Origin of the sequence: Nocardiopsis deserti (genome assembly GCF_008638355.1) — a bacterium.
Lineage (GTDB): Bacteria > Actinomycetota > Actinomycetes > Streptosporangiales > Streptosporangiaceae > Nocardiopsis > Nocardiopsis alborubida.
Genome location: NZ_VWVS01000018.1, coordinates 41103 through 56106 on the forward strand (window position 1 = coordinate 41103; position 15004 = coordinate 56106).

The window sequence follows — 15004 nt, forward strand, 5'->3', positions numbered from 1 at the left end:
GACAACTCCGCGAGACCACAAAGACGCAGGTCAGGGAAGTTCGGTGTGCTCGGTGGGGTCTGTGGTGCCCGTGTGACCCGAAATCTCCCCTCCCCGCGGTCCCGGGATCTTGCCGCCGTCCCCAGGCCCCCCGGCGGGCAGGCACACACGGTTGCGGCCGGTCTCCTTGGCCCGGTAGAGCGCGAGGTCGGCCGCGGTGAGCAGTTCCACCAGGTCGTTGCCGTGGTCGCCGATGACGGCCGCGCCGATCGAGATGGTGATGGACACCGGCACGTCGTCCACCGCGATCTCCATGCGGCCCACCTGGGAGCGCAGGCGCTCGGCGGCCCGCCAGGCCTCGGCCGTGTCGGAGCCGGGCAGCAGCACCACGAACTCCTCACCGCCGAACCTGCCGAGCAGGTCGGACTGGCGCAGCTGCTGGGCGATGGTGGTGGCCACGCCGAGCAGCACCTGGTCGCCGAACAGGTGACCGTGGTTGTCGTTGACCCTCTTGAAGTGGTCGATGTCGATGATCAGCACCGCCGCCCTGCCCCGCGAGGAACGGGCCCTGGCGATCTCCACCGACGCCTCCTGCTCCCAGGTGGGGGCGTTGAGCAGACCGGTCTTGGGGTCGGTCCGCGCGGCCATCTGGAGTTGCTGGTACATCAGGCTGCGCTGGAGCAGCAACACCGGGGGAACCGCGATGATCAGCAGGAACAGCGACAGGTGGGCGAGGATGGCGACGGTGACGCCGACACATAACTCGACGGCGTCCACGATGAGGGCCTCGCGGTCCCACATGGGCCGGAGGGTGTGCCCGGGGCCGCTGCTGATCCGCGCGGCCACCGCGACGAGCAGGTTGTTGAGGACGGTGAACCCCGCACAGCACAGCACCGCGACGAGCACACCGGGTCCCGTGATCAGGTGCTCGTGCGCGCCGGGGGTGCCGCCGAGCCCGTCGACGAGGCCGCCGCCCCAGATGGAGTGCCAGGTCACCGAGGCCAGGAACCCGGAGAGAGCGATGGAGGCGGCGTTGAACACCCGCCGGTGGAGCAGGGCCCGGCGCGTGCGGTACTGGAGCATCAGGAAGACGGGTACCGGGAGGACCAGCGCGTACAGGGGCGGCAGGAGGAGGACCGCCGGGAACCACCAGGCCCCCAGGAAGTCCCGGTTGATCCCGGCCGGCGTGCCGAGGCGACGGCTCGCCTCCACGCAGAGCACGGCGCCCGCCAGCAGCGCGACCAGGGTGACCAGGTCCATGACCGCGGGGGCAGTCAGCGCCACCGCCCCTCCGAACAGGAACAGCGTCGCGGACACGAGCAGCGCCATGTAGACGGCCAGTCCGCGGGGCTGCTGGAGGATCGGCCAGCGCGGACGTTCGTCCTCGGGACGCCCGGCCGGCGCGATCGGCTTCTCAGAGATGCTCACCGTTGCGCCTCCCTCCTCACATCGCTCTCCACCGTCCGCCTCCTACACCCGCCTCTGATGGGTCCACCGCCTCCCACGGTTCTCCCTTCGACGGGGTTGTTTCGCCGCGCGTTCCCTTACGGTGCCATTCGGTTACGACAACGAGGTGTCGGAGCCCGGCGACGGTGCGGCACGCCCGTCCCGCGACACTCCCCACTTTACATTACGTTGGGTAATAACTTAATTGCTGATTGTGTGATCGTCGTGGGTAACGGCCCGGGGCCGAGGGACCCGGTTTTCGTGGGGTTGGGCTCAGCGACGATTTAGGGCATCCTGCCGTAGGGGCCTACCACGGTAGCCACTGTGTGGCACGGGGTGTCGACCGCCTGACACCCCGGCCGTCCGGGATCCCACGGCACTCACTACAAGGAGCACACATGTCCAGCGGCACTGTCTGGGTCTAGAACCCGTTACGGCTGAGTGAAGATCACCGGGGACGGGCGGCGCGGTGCCGCCCGTCCCCGGCCTCGGAAACGCGGTGGGACTCCGGCCGGGGCGATCCGCGCCCGTCCGGACCCCGGGGTCAGCCCGCCGTCCTGGCCACCTCGTAGGCCGCCCGGAACGCCCGGTACCTGGCCAGTTCGGCCTCCAGGGGCTCCACCACGCGCAGTCCGGTGATCTCCCGGACCCGGGCGGAGGCCGTTCTCTCCACTTCCTCGCGGCGCTGGACCGCGGCCACCTCGACGAGGTTCCCGCAGCCCACCCCGGTCAGCCACCCCACCAGCAGGGCCGCGACCACCAGGACGCCGGAGTAGGCGGCGAACACCGGGTCGTCGAACATCCCCAGGCCGGTGATGCCGCCGCCCATCCAGCTCAACAGGGTCACGACGGCCCAGGCCAGGCCCAGGCCCGCGACCGCGAGCAGCGCGTACTGGGCCGCACGGGCGGCCTTCCACCACGACGGGCTCCGGTCCGGATCGCCGACCGCCCCGGCCACCGCCTGCCCGAGTTCGGCGGGAAGCTCGGGAACGGCGCCGCGGGCCACGGCGCGCATCCGGCGGCGCCAGAGCGGAGGCATCCCCTCCGAGACGCTGTCGGCGGCCTCGCCCAGCGCGGTCTCCAACTCGGCCTCGTGCGCGTCCACCGGGCCGCCCACACCGCCCCCGCTGTCACGGCGCAGGAAGTCCAGCTGGACCGCGGCGAGCGGGTCCTTGCCCAGCCGCAGCGAGCGGCGGGCCACCGGCCAGCCGACCTGGCGCCTGCCGCGCCGGACGTCGTTGGTCTCGGTGACGTCGGCGACCGCCGCCACACCGGCCGCGTTGGCCAGGCCCTCCTGGACGCGGGCGCGTACCTGGGCCGGGACCGCCTCGGGCACCGTGCCCTCGCCGTGGAACTCCCCGAAGGGCTCGATCACCTGGTCCAGGTCGGCGGCCAGGCGGTCCACCAGCGCGCGCCGCTCGCGCACCGTCTCGGCGAGGAACTCGCGCAGGTCGCGGATGCCCTGGCCGGTGAGCGTGGACGTGGTGATCACCCGCGGGTGCACCCCCGACTCCGTCTCCAGCAGGCGGCGCAGGTCGGTGAGCAGTTCCTCCAACTCGTCGGGCTCGACCTTGTCGACCTGGTTGAGGACGGCGACGGTGACCGCACCGTGCCCGGCCATCTGGGCCAGGTAGCGGTGGTGCACCGCGGCGTCGGCGTACTTCTGCGGGTCGAGCACCCACACCAGCAGGTCGACCGAACCGATGAGGCGGTCGGCCTCGGCGGTGTGCATGCTGCGGACCGAGTCGTGGTCGGGCAGGTCGAGCAGGACCAGACCGGTCAGCTCGGAGTTGCCCGTGTCCAGGACGCTGGTCCGCGAGTGGCGGTAACGGTTCGGGACGCCGAGCCAGCCCAGGAGGGCGTCGGCCCCCTCATGGCCCCACACGCAGGCGTGCGCCTTGGAGGTGGTGGGCCGGGTGACGCCGGTCTGCGACAGCTGGAGTCCGCACAGGGCGTTGAACAGTGAGGACTTGCCGCTGCCGGTGCCGCCCGCCAGGGCGACCACGGTGTGGTCGCCCGACAACCGCAGCCGGGCCCCCGCGTGGTCGAGCAGCTGGGTGGACCGGGCGACGAGTTCCTGGGGCAGGTCGTCACGGCCCAGTTCGGTGAGGGCGGACAGCGCGTCCAGGCGCTCGATCAGCTCGGCCCGGGTGGTGGAGCGGGTGGGGTGCCAGGTGTCGTGGGTGGTGGGACGGTACTCCTCGTCCTCCTCCGCGCCGTCGTCGTCGGCAGCGGCGTCGTCGGCGCCCACGGCACGGAAGGCCCCGGAGACCGCGGAGGGTCCGGGGACGCGGCGGGGCAGCGGTTCGGGCCCCTCCGGGGCGTCGGCTCCGGCCGGTGCGGGCTCCTCCGGCTCCTCGGGCTCCTCGTGCTCCTCGGGCTCCTCGTGCGCACGCGGGTCCGGGGAGTCGTCCCGGGCCGGGGAGACCCGTTCGTCGTCCCCGTCCTGCGGCTGCCGGCCGACGGCCGGGAGGGCCCCGGTGGCGCGCCCTGCGATACGGGTGTCGTCGGCCGCCTCGGCGAGGCTGCCCACCCATCCGGCGAGCCCGTCGGGGTCCTCGTGGTTGTCCTCGGCGGAACGGCGGTCCCCCTCGCGCTCCCTGTCGGCGAGGGACCGCGCGTGGCGCCCAGAGCGCCGCTGCGCGGTGGAGGACGGGGCCGGGTCCTCCGGCTCCGCGTCCGCACCGCGCGGAGCCCCCTGGTCGCTCTGCGCGACCCTGTGCGGGGCCCCGGCTCCCGAGGGGTCGGGGTATGCCGCGATGCCGTCGTAGGCGGGATCCTCGGTGCCCGCCTCGGACACGGCGTGGTCGGGGTGCTCGGGGACCGGCATGGTGTATCCGCGCCAGGGCCCGGACGCCGCGTCGCCGCGGGAGCGCCCGTCGTCACCGGCGCCGGACGCGCCCTGCCCGCTCTCGCGGTCCTCGTCCTCGGTACGGGCGTGCGCACCGGGCTCCCCGTGCGCCTGCGCGGGGTTCCATTGAGTCGTCATCTTGCAATCTCAAGGTTGTACGTGGCCTGGTAGAGCTGGACGGCGGTGTCCTCGGACGGGATCGCGGCCGACGCCAGGGCGCTGTCGAAGGGCACGCGCTCGCGGTCGAGCAGCCCTTGGACGCGCTGGCGCAGGTCGTCCCGGGCCGCTGCGCCAATGCTACGCAGTGACTGGGCGCCGAACAGCCCCTTGAGCAGGCGCTGCGGGGAAGGGCCGGAGGCGTCGGCCGCGTGGGCGCCGCCTCCGGAGCGGGACCGCTCGTAGCCGAGCAGGTCGATGATCAGGACCAGGGCGACGACGTCGTGGTCGAAGGTGACGAACCGCGCCACGGAGCGCTTGGTGGCGCCGCTGGCGGTGGTCATCTCAACGACGCCGCGCTGCCACTCTGCGATCTCCTGGCGGATCTGCTGCGGGAGCAGGCCGGTGCCGGGCTGGTTGAGGGCCTTGGAGGCGAGGTCGCCGCCGCCGGGGACCTCGCGCCACCTCCGCTCGACCTCGTCGGAGGCACGTTCGCAGCTGGAGACCACCAGGGCCTCCAGGCCGTCGCGGACGGCGCGCTCCAGGGCGCTCACCCTCTGGTCGCGCTCGGCCTGCTCGGCGCGGCCGCTCCTGCGCGTGCGCCTGCCGCGCGGGCGCAGGCTCCTGGTGAGCTCGCCCCCGGCCGCCACCTCCTGCCAGCGGGCCAGCAGCGACCCGCGCAGCAGGGAGCCGTCGGCCAGGCTGGCGTCGACGCGGTCGCGGGCGGCGGTGTAGGAGTCGTCGACGGCGGAGGTGAGGGTGCGCCCGGTCTCGATCTGCGCCTCCACCTGGCGGGCCAGTTCGGGTATCCGCGTCCGGAAGCTGTCGATGACGCCGATGAAGGTGCGCCGTGAGACGCGGTCGCGCTGCTCGGCCTCGCCCGCCACCTCCGCCAGGTAGTCGCGGATGTGGTCGGCGACGTTGGAGGTGAAGCGCTCGCCCCGGATCTGGTCGGTCTCGGGGATGGCGAACCGGGCGGCCGCGCCCAGGCCGTTGGCCTCCAGCATCGCGCCGAAGTGGTCCAGGAGCTGTCGCCTGCCCCTGCGCGGCACCCGGGAGAGCACGACGGCCAGGGAGGTGTCGCGGTCGCGGGCGACCTGGAGGAACTCCCACACGCGCGCGTCGGCGTAGCGGCTGCTGGTGGTGACGAACACCCACAGGTCGGCGGCGTCGAGGAACTTGGCCGCGAACTCGTGGTGCGCGGCGACGGCGGAGTCGACGTCGGGGGTGTCGAGCAGGGCCACGCCCGGGGGCATGGCCTCGGTGGCGGCGAGCACGAGCATGCCGTCCTTGCCCGGCATCGCCAGGCCCTGCTGGCGCACTCGCGGCAGGGAGGGGATGAAGGAGGCCTCGCTGAACCAGTCGACGTCGGCGGGGTTGCAGGCCAGGACGGGGCTGTTGGTGGTGGGGCGGCGTACGCCCGTGGTGGTGACCTGTTCGCCGACCAGGCTGTTGACCAGGGTGGACTTGCCCGCTCCGGTGGATCCGGCGACCGCGATCAGCAGCGGGATGTCGGGGCGGCGGACCCGGGGCAGGACGTAGTCGGAGAGCTGGGCGAGCACGTCCGCCTGGAGTGCGCGGCCCTCCTCGTCACTGGGCAGGCCCTCGGCGAACTCCAGGTCCCGGATGTGCTTGCGCAGTGCTTCCAGGACCTGTTCGAAGTGGTTCTCGTCGGGTTGGGGGGCGCGGTGCTTGGCCGGTCCGGCGGCGAGCGGGACGGTGGGCCCCCGACGGGCGCCGGCGGCCGCGGCGTCCGTCTCGCGCGCGGATGCGGAGCCCTGGGCGGGCTGTTCGGAGGTGGCGGCCGGTCCGGTTCCGAACCGGTCCGGAGCGCCGGGACCGTTGGTCCCCGGTGCGGCCGACGGCCGGGTCATGATCGGGGTGCCCTCCTCATCGGTGCTGACGGTTCCCGCCGCGGAGCGACGTACGCCGCGGGCGGAGGTCTCACTGGAGATCGCGCCCGGTCGCCAGTCGACGGGTCTCGAACTGGTTTCCCGTGTGCAGTATGTCAAGATCCCGCGCAGTTTTGACCACTTCTCCGATGATCACCACCGCGGGGGGCCGCACTCCGGCCGATCGGGCCGCGGCGGCGATGGTGGCCAGCGTACCGGTGACGGTCCGCTGCCCCGGCAGTGTGGCCTCCTGTACCACCGCCACGGGGGTGTCGGCGGATCTGCCGTGGGAGACGAGGGCCTCGGCGATCGCCTCGATCCGCTCCACCCCCATGAGGACGACGACGGTACCGCCCGCGCGGGCGAGTCCGGCCCAGTCGACCGTGGAGCGCTCGTCCCCCGGCGGCACGTGCGCGGAGACGATGTGCAGATCCTGGGACACGCCGCGGTGGGTGGCGGGGATGCCCGCGCTGGCCGGGGCGGCGAGCGCGCTAGTCACACCGGGCACGGCGATGACGGGGATCCCCGCGGCGGCGCAGGCGGCGGCCTCCTCGCCGCCGCGGCCGAAGAGGAAGGAGTCGCCGCCCTTGAGCCGCACCACGAACTTCCCGCGCCCGGCGCGGTCGACCAGGGTCGCGTTGATCTCCTCCTGAGTCATGGACCGGCCGTAGGGGATCTTGGCGGCGTCGACGATCTCGACGTCGGCGGGCAGGCGGTCCAGGAGGGAGGTGGGGGCGAGCCGGTCGACCACCACCACGTCGGCCTGGGAGAGGAGCTGCTGTCCCCGGACCGTGATCAGACCGGGGTCGCCTGGGCCGCCTCCCACGAGTGCGACGCCGCGCAGGCGCTCGCGTCCGCGGCGGGCGTCGAGGGTGCCGTCGGCGAGGCCGTCGACGACGGCGTCGCGCAGTCCGGCCGAGCGGCGGGGGTCGCCGGAGGCGACGACGCCCACGGTGACCCCGGCCGCACTGCCGCTGGCGGGGGTCCAGGCGGAGGAGGCGTGCCGGTCGTCGGCGCGCACGCACCACACGCGGGCGTTCTCGGCCTCCTCGGCGACGGCGGCGTTGACACCGGGGTCGTCGGTGGCGGCGTGCACGAGCCAGTAGGCGGGGGCGCCCGGTCCCGCGACGTCGCCCGCGGCGTAGGGGCGCCGGTGCCAGGTAAGGTGTCCTGCCGAGGCGAGGTCCTCCAGGGCCGCCGAGGCCTCGGGGGCGACGAGGGTGACGCGGGCCCCGGCCTCGATGAGCACGGGGACGCGGCGCTGGGCGACCCTGCCCCCTCCGACGACGAGGACATCGCGTCCCCGCATGCGCAAACCAAGGAGATAGGTCATGTGTCGCGCCCCTTCGGTCGTCCGTGCCGGTCCCCGGCGACGACGGCGGGGTGCTGGCGGAGGAGGACCGCCAGCCGCCGGCGATAGTTCGGCGATTGCTCCAAAATTACCTTGTCAAAGAGGTATTACGCGTGTGTAAACGGGTGCCGCGCCGGGGGTGTGAGCCCGCCCGCACCGGGGGTCGGTGCGGGCGGGGGACCGTGGGCCGCGGTCAGGGGGCGGTGGAGACGCCCGCGTCGTCGAAGGTGGCGACGTCGCGCAGGACACGCGCCGCGCTCTGGAGCAGCGGCAGGGCCAGCAGCGCTCCGGAGCCCTCGCCCAGGCGCATCTCCAGGTCGACCAGGGGGCGCAGCCCCAGGTGCTCCAGGGCCAGGCTGTGCCCGGGCTCGCTGGAGCGGTGACCGGCGAAGCAGGCGCTGAGGGCCTCCGGGGAGATCGCGGCGGCGGCCAGGGCGGCCGATCCGGCGATGACCCCGTCCAGCAGGACCGGGACGCGCAGGGCCGCGCCGCCGAGCACGAACCCCGCGAGGGCGGCGTGCTCCAGGCCGCCCAGGGCGGCCAGGGTGCCGATGGGGTCGGCCGGGTCGACGGGGTTCGCGGCCAGGGCGCGGCGCACCACGTCGACCTTGTGGGCGTAGACGGCGTCGTCCACGCCGGTGCCCCGTCCGGTGGCGTGCGCCGGGTCGGCTCCGGTGAAGGCGCACACCAGGGCGGCGGACGGGGTGGTGTTGGCGATGCCCATGTCACCGGTGACCAGGCAGCGGTTGCCCGCGGAGACCAGGTCGCGGGCGACCTCGATGCCTCCCTCCAGGGCCTGGAGGGCCTGCTCGCGGGTGAGCGCGGGCCCCTGGGTGAGGTCGGCGGTGCCGCGCGCGACCTTGCGGGCCAGCAGGCCGGGAGCGCTGGGCAGGTCCGCGGCCACACCGACGTCCACGACGGTGACCTCGGCGCCGACCTGGGCGGCGAAGGCGTTGACGACGGCGCCGCCCTCCAGGAAGTTGTGCACCATCTGGGCGGTGACCTCCTGGGGCCAGGGGGTCACCCCCTGGGCGTGCACGCCGTGGTCGCCAGCGAACACGGCGACGGCGGCCGGTTCGGGAATCGGCGGCGGGCACTGCCCGGAGATTCCGGCCAGCTGGACCGAGACCTCCTCCAGGAAGCCGAGGGAGCCGGGCGGCTTGGTCATCCGGTCCTGGCGGTCTCTGGCCTCCTCCATCGCGCGGGTGTCCAGCGCTCCGACGGCGGTGATGGTCTCCTCCAGCAGGCTCGTGGGTTCCTGGCCGGGCAGACCGCGGCGGCCGTAGCGGTCGTGGTGCACCGCCCAGGACAGGGGGCGCTCCCTGGCCCAGCCGGAGAGGCTGAGCTCGGACTCCGCGGGGAACTCCTCCACGTAGCCGACGCACAGGTAGGCGGCCACGTCCAGGTGGACGGGGAGTTCGAGGGCGCGGGCGACGTCGTGCTCGTCGACGAAGGTGAGCCAGCCCACGCCCAGGCCCTCGGCGCGCGCGGCGATCCAGAGGTTCTCCACGGCGAGGGCGGCGGCGTGGTCTGCGCTCAGGGGGCGGGCGTGGCGGCCCCGGGCGTGCCGTCCCCCCCGGGTGGGGTCCACGGTGACGGCGATGTTCAGGGGCGCGTCGAGGACGGCCTCGGCCTTGAGTCCGGCGAAGGCGCGGGCGCGGACGCCCGGCGGTGCGTGCGCGTGGTCCTCGCGCTCGGCCGCGGCGAGGTCGCCCACGCGTGCGCGCAGACCGGGGTCCTCGATGACCAGGAAGTCCCAGGGCTGGGAGTCGCCGACGCTGGGGGCCTGGTGGGCGGCTTCCAGGACGCGGATGAGTACGTCGTGGGGCACGGGGTCCGGCCGGAAGCCCGTCCGGACGTCGCGGCGTTCGCGAATGGCCCGGTAGACGGCGGCGCGTTCGGCCTCGCCGTAGGCGTGGACGGAGCCGCTGTCGGCCCGCTCGGGGGCCGGGGCGGCGGGCGCCGCCGCGGGCTCGGGGACGGGCTGGACCGGAGGCCCGGTGGGCCTCGGCAGGGGCGCGGCTGGTTCGTGTGCGTGCATGCTCTGCTCCGGCTCGGTGGTCGCGGAGTGCTGGTCCGCGCGTCCGTGGTCTGTGGTCGGTGCCCCGGTGTCCCCGGTCTCCGCCTCCTGCCGGTCGGCGGTGGGCCCGGTCGGGCTGACGGCCCGGGCGGGGTGCGCGGGCGCGGGCACCGCCGGGCGTGTGGGTACCGCCGGGCGGGCGGGCACCGCGGTGTTCATGGGTACGGCGGGGCGCGCGGGCGCCGCAGGGTGTGCGGGTGCGGCCGGATGTGCGGGTGTGGCCGCGCGGGCGGGCACCGCGGTGTTCACGGGCGCCGCCGGGCGCGCGGGCGTAGTGGTGCGCACGGGTGCGGCCGGATGTGCGGGCGTTGCCTCATGTGCGGGCGCCGCCTCCTTCGCGAGCGCCGCAGCCCTCGCCAGCGCCGCCGCGTTCGCGAGCGCCATCGAAGGCTCCGCGTCGGCGGGAGGCTCCAGGTCGGCGGAGCTGCCGGGCCCTGCCGGATGCCCGGACTCGGCGGAGGGCACGGTCTGTTCGAAGCTCTCGGGGACCGGATGCGGCTCGGCTCCCGGGCTGGCCTCCCCGGCCCCGGTGGTGCGCTCGCCGCCGCGGAAGGGGATGACGTTGGGCCGGTGCGGCGGTCCGCTCGGCGGCGGCGCGTCCGCCGTGGGCTCGACCGCCGGCTCGGCCCCGGGTCGCGGGACCGGAGGGACGTCCAGGGGAAGCGCGCCGTAGGGCGAGGCCGGGGCGGAGGGGGCCCGAGGCCCGGGATCGGCCGGTGCAGGGGGCCTCGGCCGCTGCCGGAACGGATTGGCCGAGCCCGCGGAGCCGCGCTGGGGCTGGGCCCGGGCGCCGCGTCCGCTCTCGGGCAGCCCGTCGAACAGGCCGCCGAGGCGGGGGCCGGCTCCGGGGGAGGATCTGCCGCCCTTCCCGCGGGACGGTTCGGCTCCGCCCTCCTCGCCGCGCCGGGCGTCCTCGCGGTCGTCTCTGGTCATGATCGCTCCACGCAAGAGGGTGTTGTGGCGGGCCCGTTTCCGCCTTGTCCGGCATAGACCGGTAAGCGTAGTCCGCCGCTTCCGCGCCGATCGCACGGGTCCTCAGAACCCGGGGCGGCCGGTACCGACTCGGCCGCCGGGGCTCCCAAGTCACCACCAACTGTGCCAGAGACCGCGTGGGCGCGCGCTGACTCCTTCGGCCGCCCGCCCGCACGGCCGCCCGCGGAGCAGCGCCTCACCGAGCGAGCAACTCCCCCAGCGCATCCGTCAGGATCCGGTGGACGGCGGGCTCACGGACCGCCACCCGGAGCCACTCCGGTCCGAGGCCGGGAAAGGTGTCACCGCGCCGGACCGCGATCCCCCGTTCCCTGAGGCGGGTCCGCAACCGGTCCGCCTCAGGGTCTGTGACCAGCAGGAACGAGGCCCGCGCCCCCGGGACCGCCCGCAGGCCCAGGTTCCGCAGGCCCTCGGCGAGGTCGTCGCGGTGGGCGGCCAGGGACACCGCCCAGGCGTCGGCCTCGGCGAGGGCCTCCGGCGTGCAGCACGCCTCCATCGCGACCAGGGCGGGTGTGGACACCGACCACAGGGGCTGGGCCCCGGAGAGCCGGGCCACCAGGTCGGGTGCGGCGAGCAGGTACCCGGCGCGCAGCCCGGCCAGCGACCAGGTCTTGGTGAGGCTGCGCACCACCACCAGGCCCGGCAGCTCCCCTCGGGAGGCCAGCGACTCCGGTTCGCCGGGAACGCAGTCGGAGAAGGCCTCGTCCACGACCAGCACGCGCCCGGGGCGGGCCAGCCCGGCCAGGACCGCGCCGGGGTGGAGCACGGAGGTCGGGTTGGTCGGGTTGCCCACCACGACCAGGTCGGCGTCCTCGGGGACCAGTCCGGGGTCGAGCGTGAAGTCCGGTTCCAGCAGCACCCGGTCCACGGTGTGCCCGGCGGCGCGCAGGGCGGCCTCGGGCTCGGTGAACTGGGGGTGTACGACGACCGCCCGCCGGGGGCTCAGGACCCGCGCCAGGAGAACGAAGGCCTCGGCCGCCCCGGCGGTGAGCAGGACCTCGCCCGCATCCCGTCCGTGGCGCCGGGCGACCGCCTCCCGCGCGCGGGAGGGGTCGGGGTAGGCGCCCAGGTTGGCCAGCGAGTCGGCGAGGAGACGCCCCAGCCAGGCGGGCGGCGTCCGACCCCGCACGTTGACGGCCAGGTCGAGCAGTCCGCCGCCGACCTCGGCGTCACCGTGGTGGCGCAGGTCGTGGCCCGCGTCCATGTACTCCCCCACCCCGTATGTTCCTTTCTTCATAGGAAAACATCGCACCATACGGCATCACCAGCCTTGCCTGATAACAGGGGGTGCCTCGGCCACATATTCGGACGTGCCTTCAGTGGCGCGGCTCACGGTGCTGTGCCAGGGTGTCCGCGTTCCCACCCTCGGGGCCTTCCCCACCCGATCCGAGAGAACGGACACACGATGCGAAGGCGTACCCTCCTGGCCGGTGCCACCGCGGCCGCGGGCCTGACCGCACTGGGCACCGCGCTCCCCTCCCCCCGCCCCGCCCTGGCCGACGGTGGCGGTGGTGACCGCACGGTCCCCCGCGTGCTGGCGGAGCCCTCCGCGTCACCCGGACTCGTCCGCCCCGACCTGCGCTTCGACATGGTGGCCGTCACCGGTGACCCCGGAGAGGCCCACGCGGCGGTCCGCTTCGAGACCACCGACGGCCTGGGCTCCTGGAATCCGGTGCACCTGCACACCGGGGGCCGCGACGACCGGGACCCGGTCGCGGCCGCGCTGGTGCGCGCACCCGAGGGCGCCACCGGGTACGAGGTGCGTTCGAGGGGGGAGACCGCCGCCGTGAACCTGCACGACGGAGAGGGTCTGCGTTTCGGCGGCCCCGCACAGGCGTCCCTGTCCGCGGGGGCCTCCGGCACCCTGCGCGGCCGGACCAGCGTCCCGTTCCGCACCCGCGCGGGTTGGGGCGCCGACGAGTCCTGGCGTTTCGACGACCAGGGCAACAACCTATGGGAGGCGGAGTTCCACCCCGTGCAGGCGCTGACCGTGCACCACACCGCGATGCCGACCGGGGAGGACCACGCGGCGGACGTGCGGGCGGTGTACTACCTGCACGCGGTGCAGCAGGCGTGGGGGGACATCGGCTACCACGTGCTCATCGACCCCGACGGGGTGGTCTACGAGGGCCGCCACTCGGGTGAGGACGGCGTGCCGGTCCTCTCCGGGATCCCGCGGCCGGGGCGGGCCGAGTCGGTGACCGCAGGGCACGCCTACGGGTTCAACCAGGGCAACGTGGGCGTGTGCCTGCTCGGGGACTTCACCGACGAGCTGCCCACCCGGGCGGCGCAGGACTCCCTGGTCGACGTGCTGCGCGTGCTGTGCGCGGTGACCGGCGTGGACCCGGCCGGGCAGATCGAGTACGTCAACCCGGGCACGGGCGTGGTCACGCCGGGCGACGCGATCTCCCGGCACCGCGACTGGCTGGAGACCGAGTGCCCGGGCAACGCCTTCTCCGCGGTGTTCGACAGCGCGGTCCGCCAGCGCGTCATCGCGGGCCTGGCCTAGACGGCCACGGCAGGAGCGCCCGCCGCAACCGTGGACCTCAACTCGGCCCTCGGTCGCACCGGCGGGTACTCCCAGGTCGGGACGGTGCCGCCCTCCCCTCGGGCACACGAGGAGAACCCGGATGCCCTACTCCGGGACTGCGCGTATCGTGAGCGCACTCCGACCCGAGGGGAGAGGCGTGACCACCACGCAAGACAGACCGATACTGCCGTCAGTGATCCTGGAGACCGAGCGCCTGCGGCTGCGTCCGTTCGTCGAGGGCGACATCGACGACGTGCACGCGTCCTGTACCGACGCCGAACTCCAGCGATGGCTCCCCCTCCCCCTGCCCGGGGTGCCCTACACCCGGGAGGAGGCCGAGCGGTGGTGCTGCGAGGTCGCCCCCGCCCTGCGCACCTGCGGTGAGGGCCAGCAGTGGGCCATGGTGGAGAGGAAGTCCAAGCGGCTCGTGGGCTCGGTGGGCCTGGTGCGTGTCGTATGGGCGGCGATGACCACCGAGGTCGGGTACTGGGTCTCGCCGTGGGGCCGCGGCCTCGGGTACGCGACGGAGGCCTCCGTGGCCGTCTCCCGCTGGGCGCTGGACCAGGGCTTCCAGCGGGTGGAGATCAAGGCCGCCACCGGCAACACCGGTTCGCGCCGGGTCGCGGAGCGGTCGGGGTTCAGCCTGGAGGGCGTCGAACGCAGCGCGATGCCGCTGCACGAGGGCCGCACCGACCTGGCGGTGTACAGCCTGCTCCCCACCGACCTGGGCTGACCGGCGCGCTCCTGCCCCACCGGGCGCCCGGCCGGTGCCGCACGATCCCCGGGCCGCGGTCGCGGAGCGGCCCGGGGACCAACCCCGCGCGTGTCCGGCGGCTGCCGCCCACCCGGACAGGCCCCGCCCGAGCATGCGCCGCGTGCGCGGTGTCACCGGGGGTCGGTGAAGGGGGAGACGGGCGGACACCCGGCGCGGGGTGCGCAAGGACCGCCGGGGTTCGGTGGGGGGAGCGGCGAGCGGCCCGGAAACCGCCCCCGAGCGCGCCCTACCCCCACACGCGGGAGAGCAGCCACCTGCCGGTGGCCGTGTCGTGGCGCAGTTCGTACACCCCCTGGGACCGGGCCGTGCCCGCCTCCACCCGCCAGTGCCTGCGTTCGGGCGTCTGGGACTCACGCGCCGGCGTCCAGTCCATGCGCAGCGTGACCCAGTGTTCGAGGATCCTGCGCACTCCGTACACCCTGCCGTTCCACACGAACCGGGCCGGGCGCCCGTCGTCCTCGACGACGGTCACCTCCGCCCCGTAGTACCGTCCCACGACACTTCCCCTCAGCATCATCCGCCTCCTGTCAGTCCCAGCACACGCCACCGGGACACCCACCCGTGGGGAAGACGCGGCCAGGTGTTCGAACGTGTGTTCTAACACTAGCGAAAACCGGTGCCTTCGGGGAACTGTTTCGGCACGGGAGGCATCCCCCTGGATGACCACCTGGCCGCCATACCCGTACCCGGCGCGTTCGCCGCCGACCGGTACGCGGGGCGGCTCGCTCCCGGAAACCGTGAGGTCCCCTTTCCGTGATGTCGAACAGCGGCAGACCCCTCCGTCCCAGAGGCCCCCGTGGCCCGGACGGCCGCCGCCTCCCGGGCCGCCCGGGGCGTGGCGGCACGGGCACCGCCCACCTCGCCGGGGACGCCTCGGGGAACCGCGTCGCGCCCGGAGGCGTCCACCCCGACTGACACGCCGCCCCCGAACACCCCCGCCGCGGGCCCGGTCCC

General features: G+C 74.5%; 9 protein-coding genes. 2 read left to right on the top strand and 7 right to left on the bottom strand.

Annotation, left to right across the window (positions count from 1 at the left end; all coding sequences use genetic code 11):
* Window positions 1-30: 30 nt before the first annotated feature.
* The 6 genes from FYW99_RS24120 to cobC all read right to left on the bottom strand — a co-directional run bounded on the left by FYW99_RS24120 (window position 31) and on the right by cobC (window position 11982).
* Window positions 31-1407, bottom strand: a complete 1377-nt coding sequence (locus FYW99_RS24120) for a GGDEF domain-containing protein (protein WP_150254318.1) — start codon at window positions 1405-1407, stop codon at window positions 31-33.
* Between the two features lie 562 nt (window positions 1408-1969).
* Window positions 1970-4414, bottom strand: a complete 2445-nt coding sequence (locus tag FYW99_RS24125) for a GTPase (RefSeq protein ID WP_150254319.1) — start codon at window positions 4412-4414, stop codon at window positions 1970-1972.
* A complete protein-coding gene (locus tag FYW99_RS24130; RefSeq protein ID WP_150254320.1) occupies window positions 4411-6306 on the bottom strand; it encodes a dynamin family protein in 1896 nt (631 codons plus the stop codon). The genes FYW99_RS24125 and FYW99_RS24130 overlap by 4 nt, the downstream gene beginning before the upstream one ends.
* Window positions 6307-6376: 70 nt before the next feature.
* Window positions 6377-7657, bottom strand: a complete 1281-nt coding sequence (gene cobA / locus FYW99_RS24135) for a uroporphyrinogen-III C-methyltransferase (protein ID WP_150254321.1) — start codon at window positions 7655-7657, stop codon at window positions 6377-6379.
* 211 nt (window positions 7658-7868) lie between these two features.
* Window positions 7869-10688 (bottom strand): nicotinate-nucleotide--dimethylbenzimidazole phosphoribosyltransferase, encoded by a 2820-nt coding sequence (gene cobT / locus FYW99_RS24140; RefSeq protein WP_150254322.1) that lies wholly within the window; start codon window positions 10686-10688, stop codon window positions 7869-7871.
* Between the two features lie 235 nt (window positions 10689-10923).
* The gene (gene cobC, locus FYW99_RS24145) at window positions 10924-11982 is read right to left on the bottom strand and encodes an Rv2231c family pyridoxal phosphate-dependent protein CobC (protein ID WP_150254323.1); all 1059 of its coding nucleotides are present in this window, start codon (window positions 11980-11982) and stop codon (window positions 10924-10926) included.
* Window positions 11983-12150: 168 nt separating this feature from the next.
* Between cobC and FYW99_RS24150 the strand changes: the two genes are divergently transcribed.
* Together FYW99_RS24150 and FYW99_RS24155 are read left to right on the top strand one after the other, a co-directional pair.
* On the top strand, window positions 12151-13254 hold the full coding sequence (locus FYW99_RS24150; protein ID WP_150254324.1) for a peptidoglycan recognition protein family protein: 1104 nt from the start codon (window positions 12151-12153) through the stop codon (window positions 13252-13254).
* 178 nt (window positions 13255-13432) lie between these two features.
* Window positions 13433-14008 carry a GNAT family N-acetyltransferase gene (locus FYW99_RS24155; RefSeq protein WP_150254325.1) on the top strand — a complete coding sequence of 192 codons (576 nt, stop codon included), beginning with the start codon at window positions 13433-13435 and terminating at the stop codon, window positions 14006-14008.
* Window positions 14009-14276: 268 nt separating this feature from the next.
* Here the strand turns inward: FYW99_RS24155 and FYW99_RS24160 are convergent, their stop codons facing one another.
* Window positions 14277-14567, bottom strand: coding sequence for a DUF6504 family protein (locus FYW99_RS24160; protein WP_150254326.1), 291 nt, complete (start codon window positions 14565-14567; stop codon window positions 14277-14279).
* Window positions 14568-15004 lie beyond the last annotated feature (437 nt).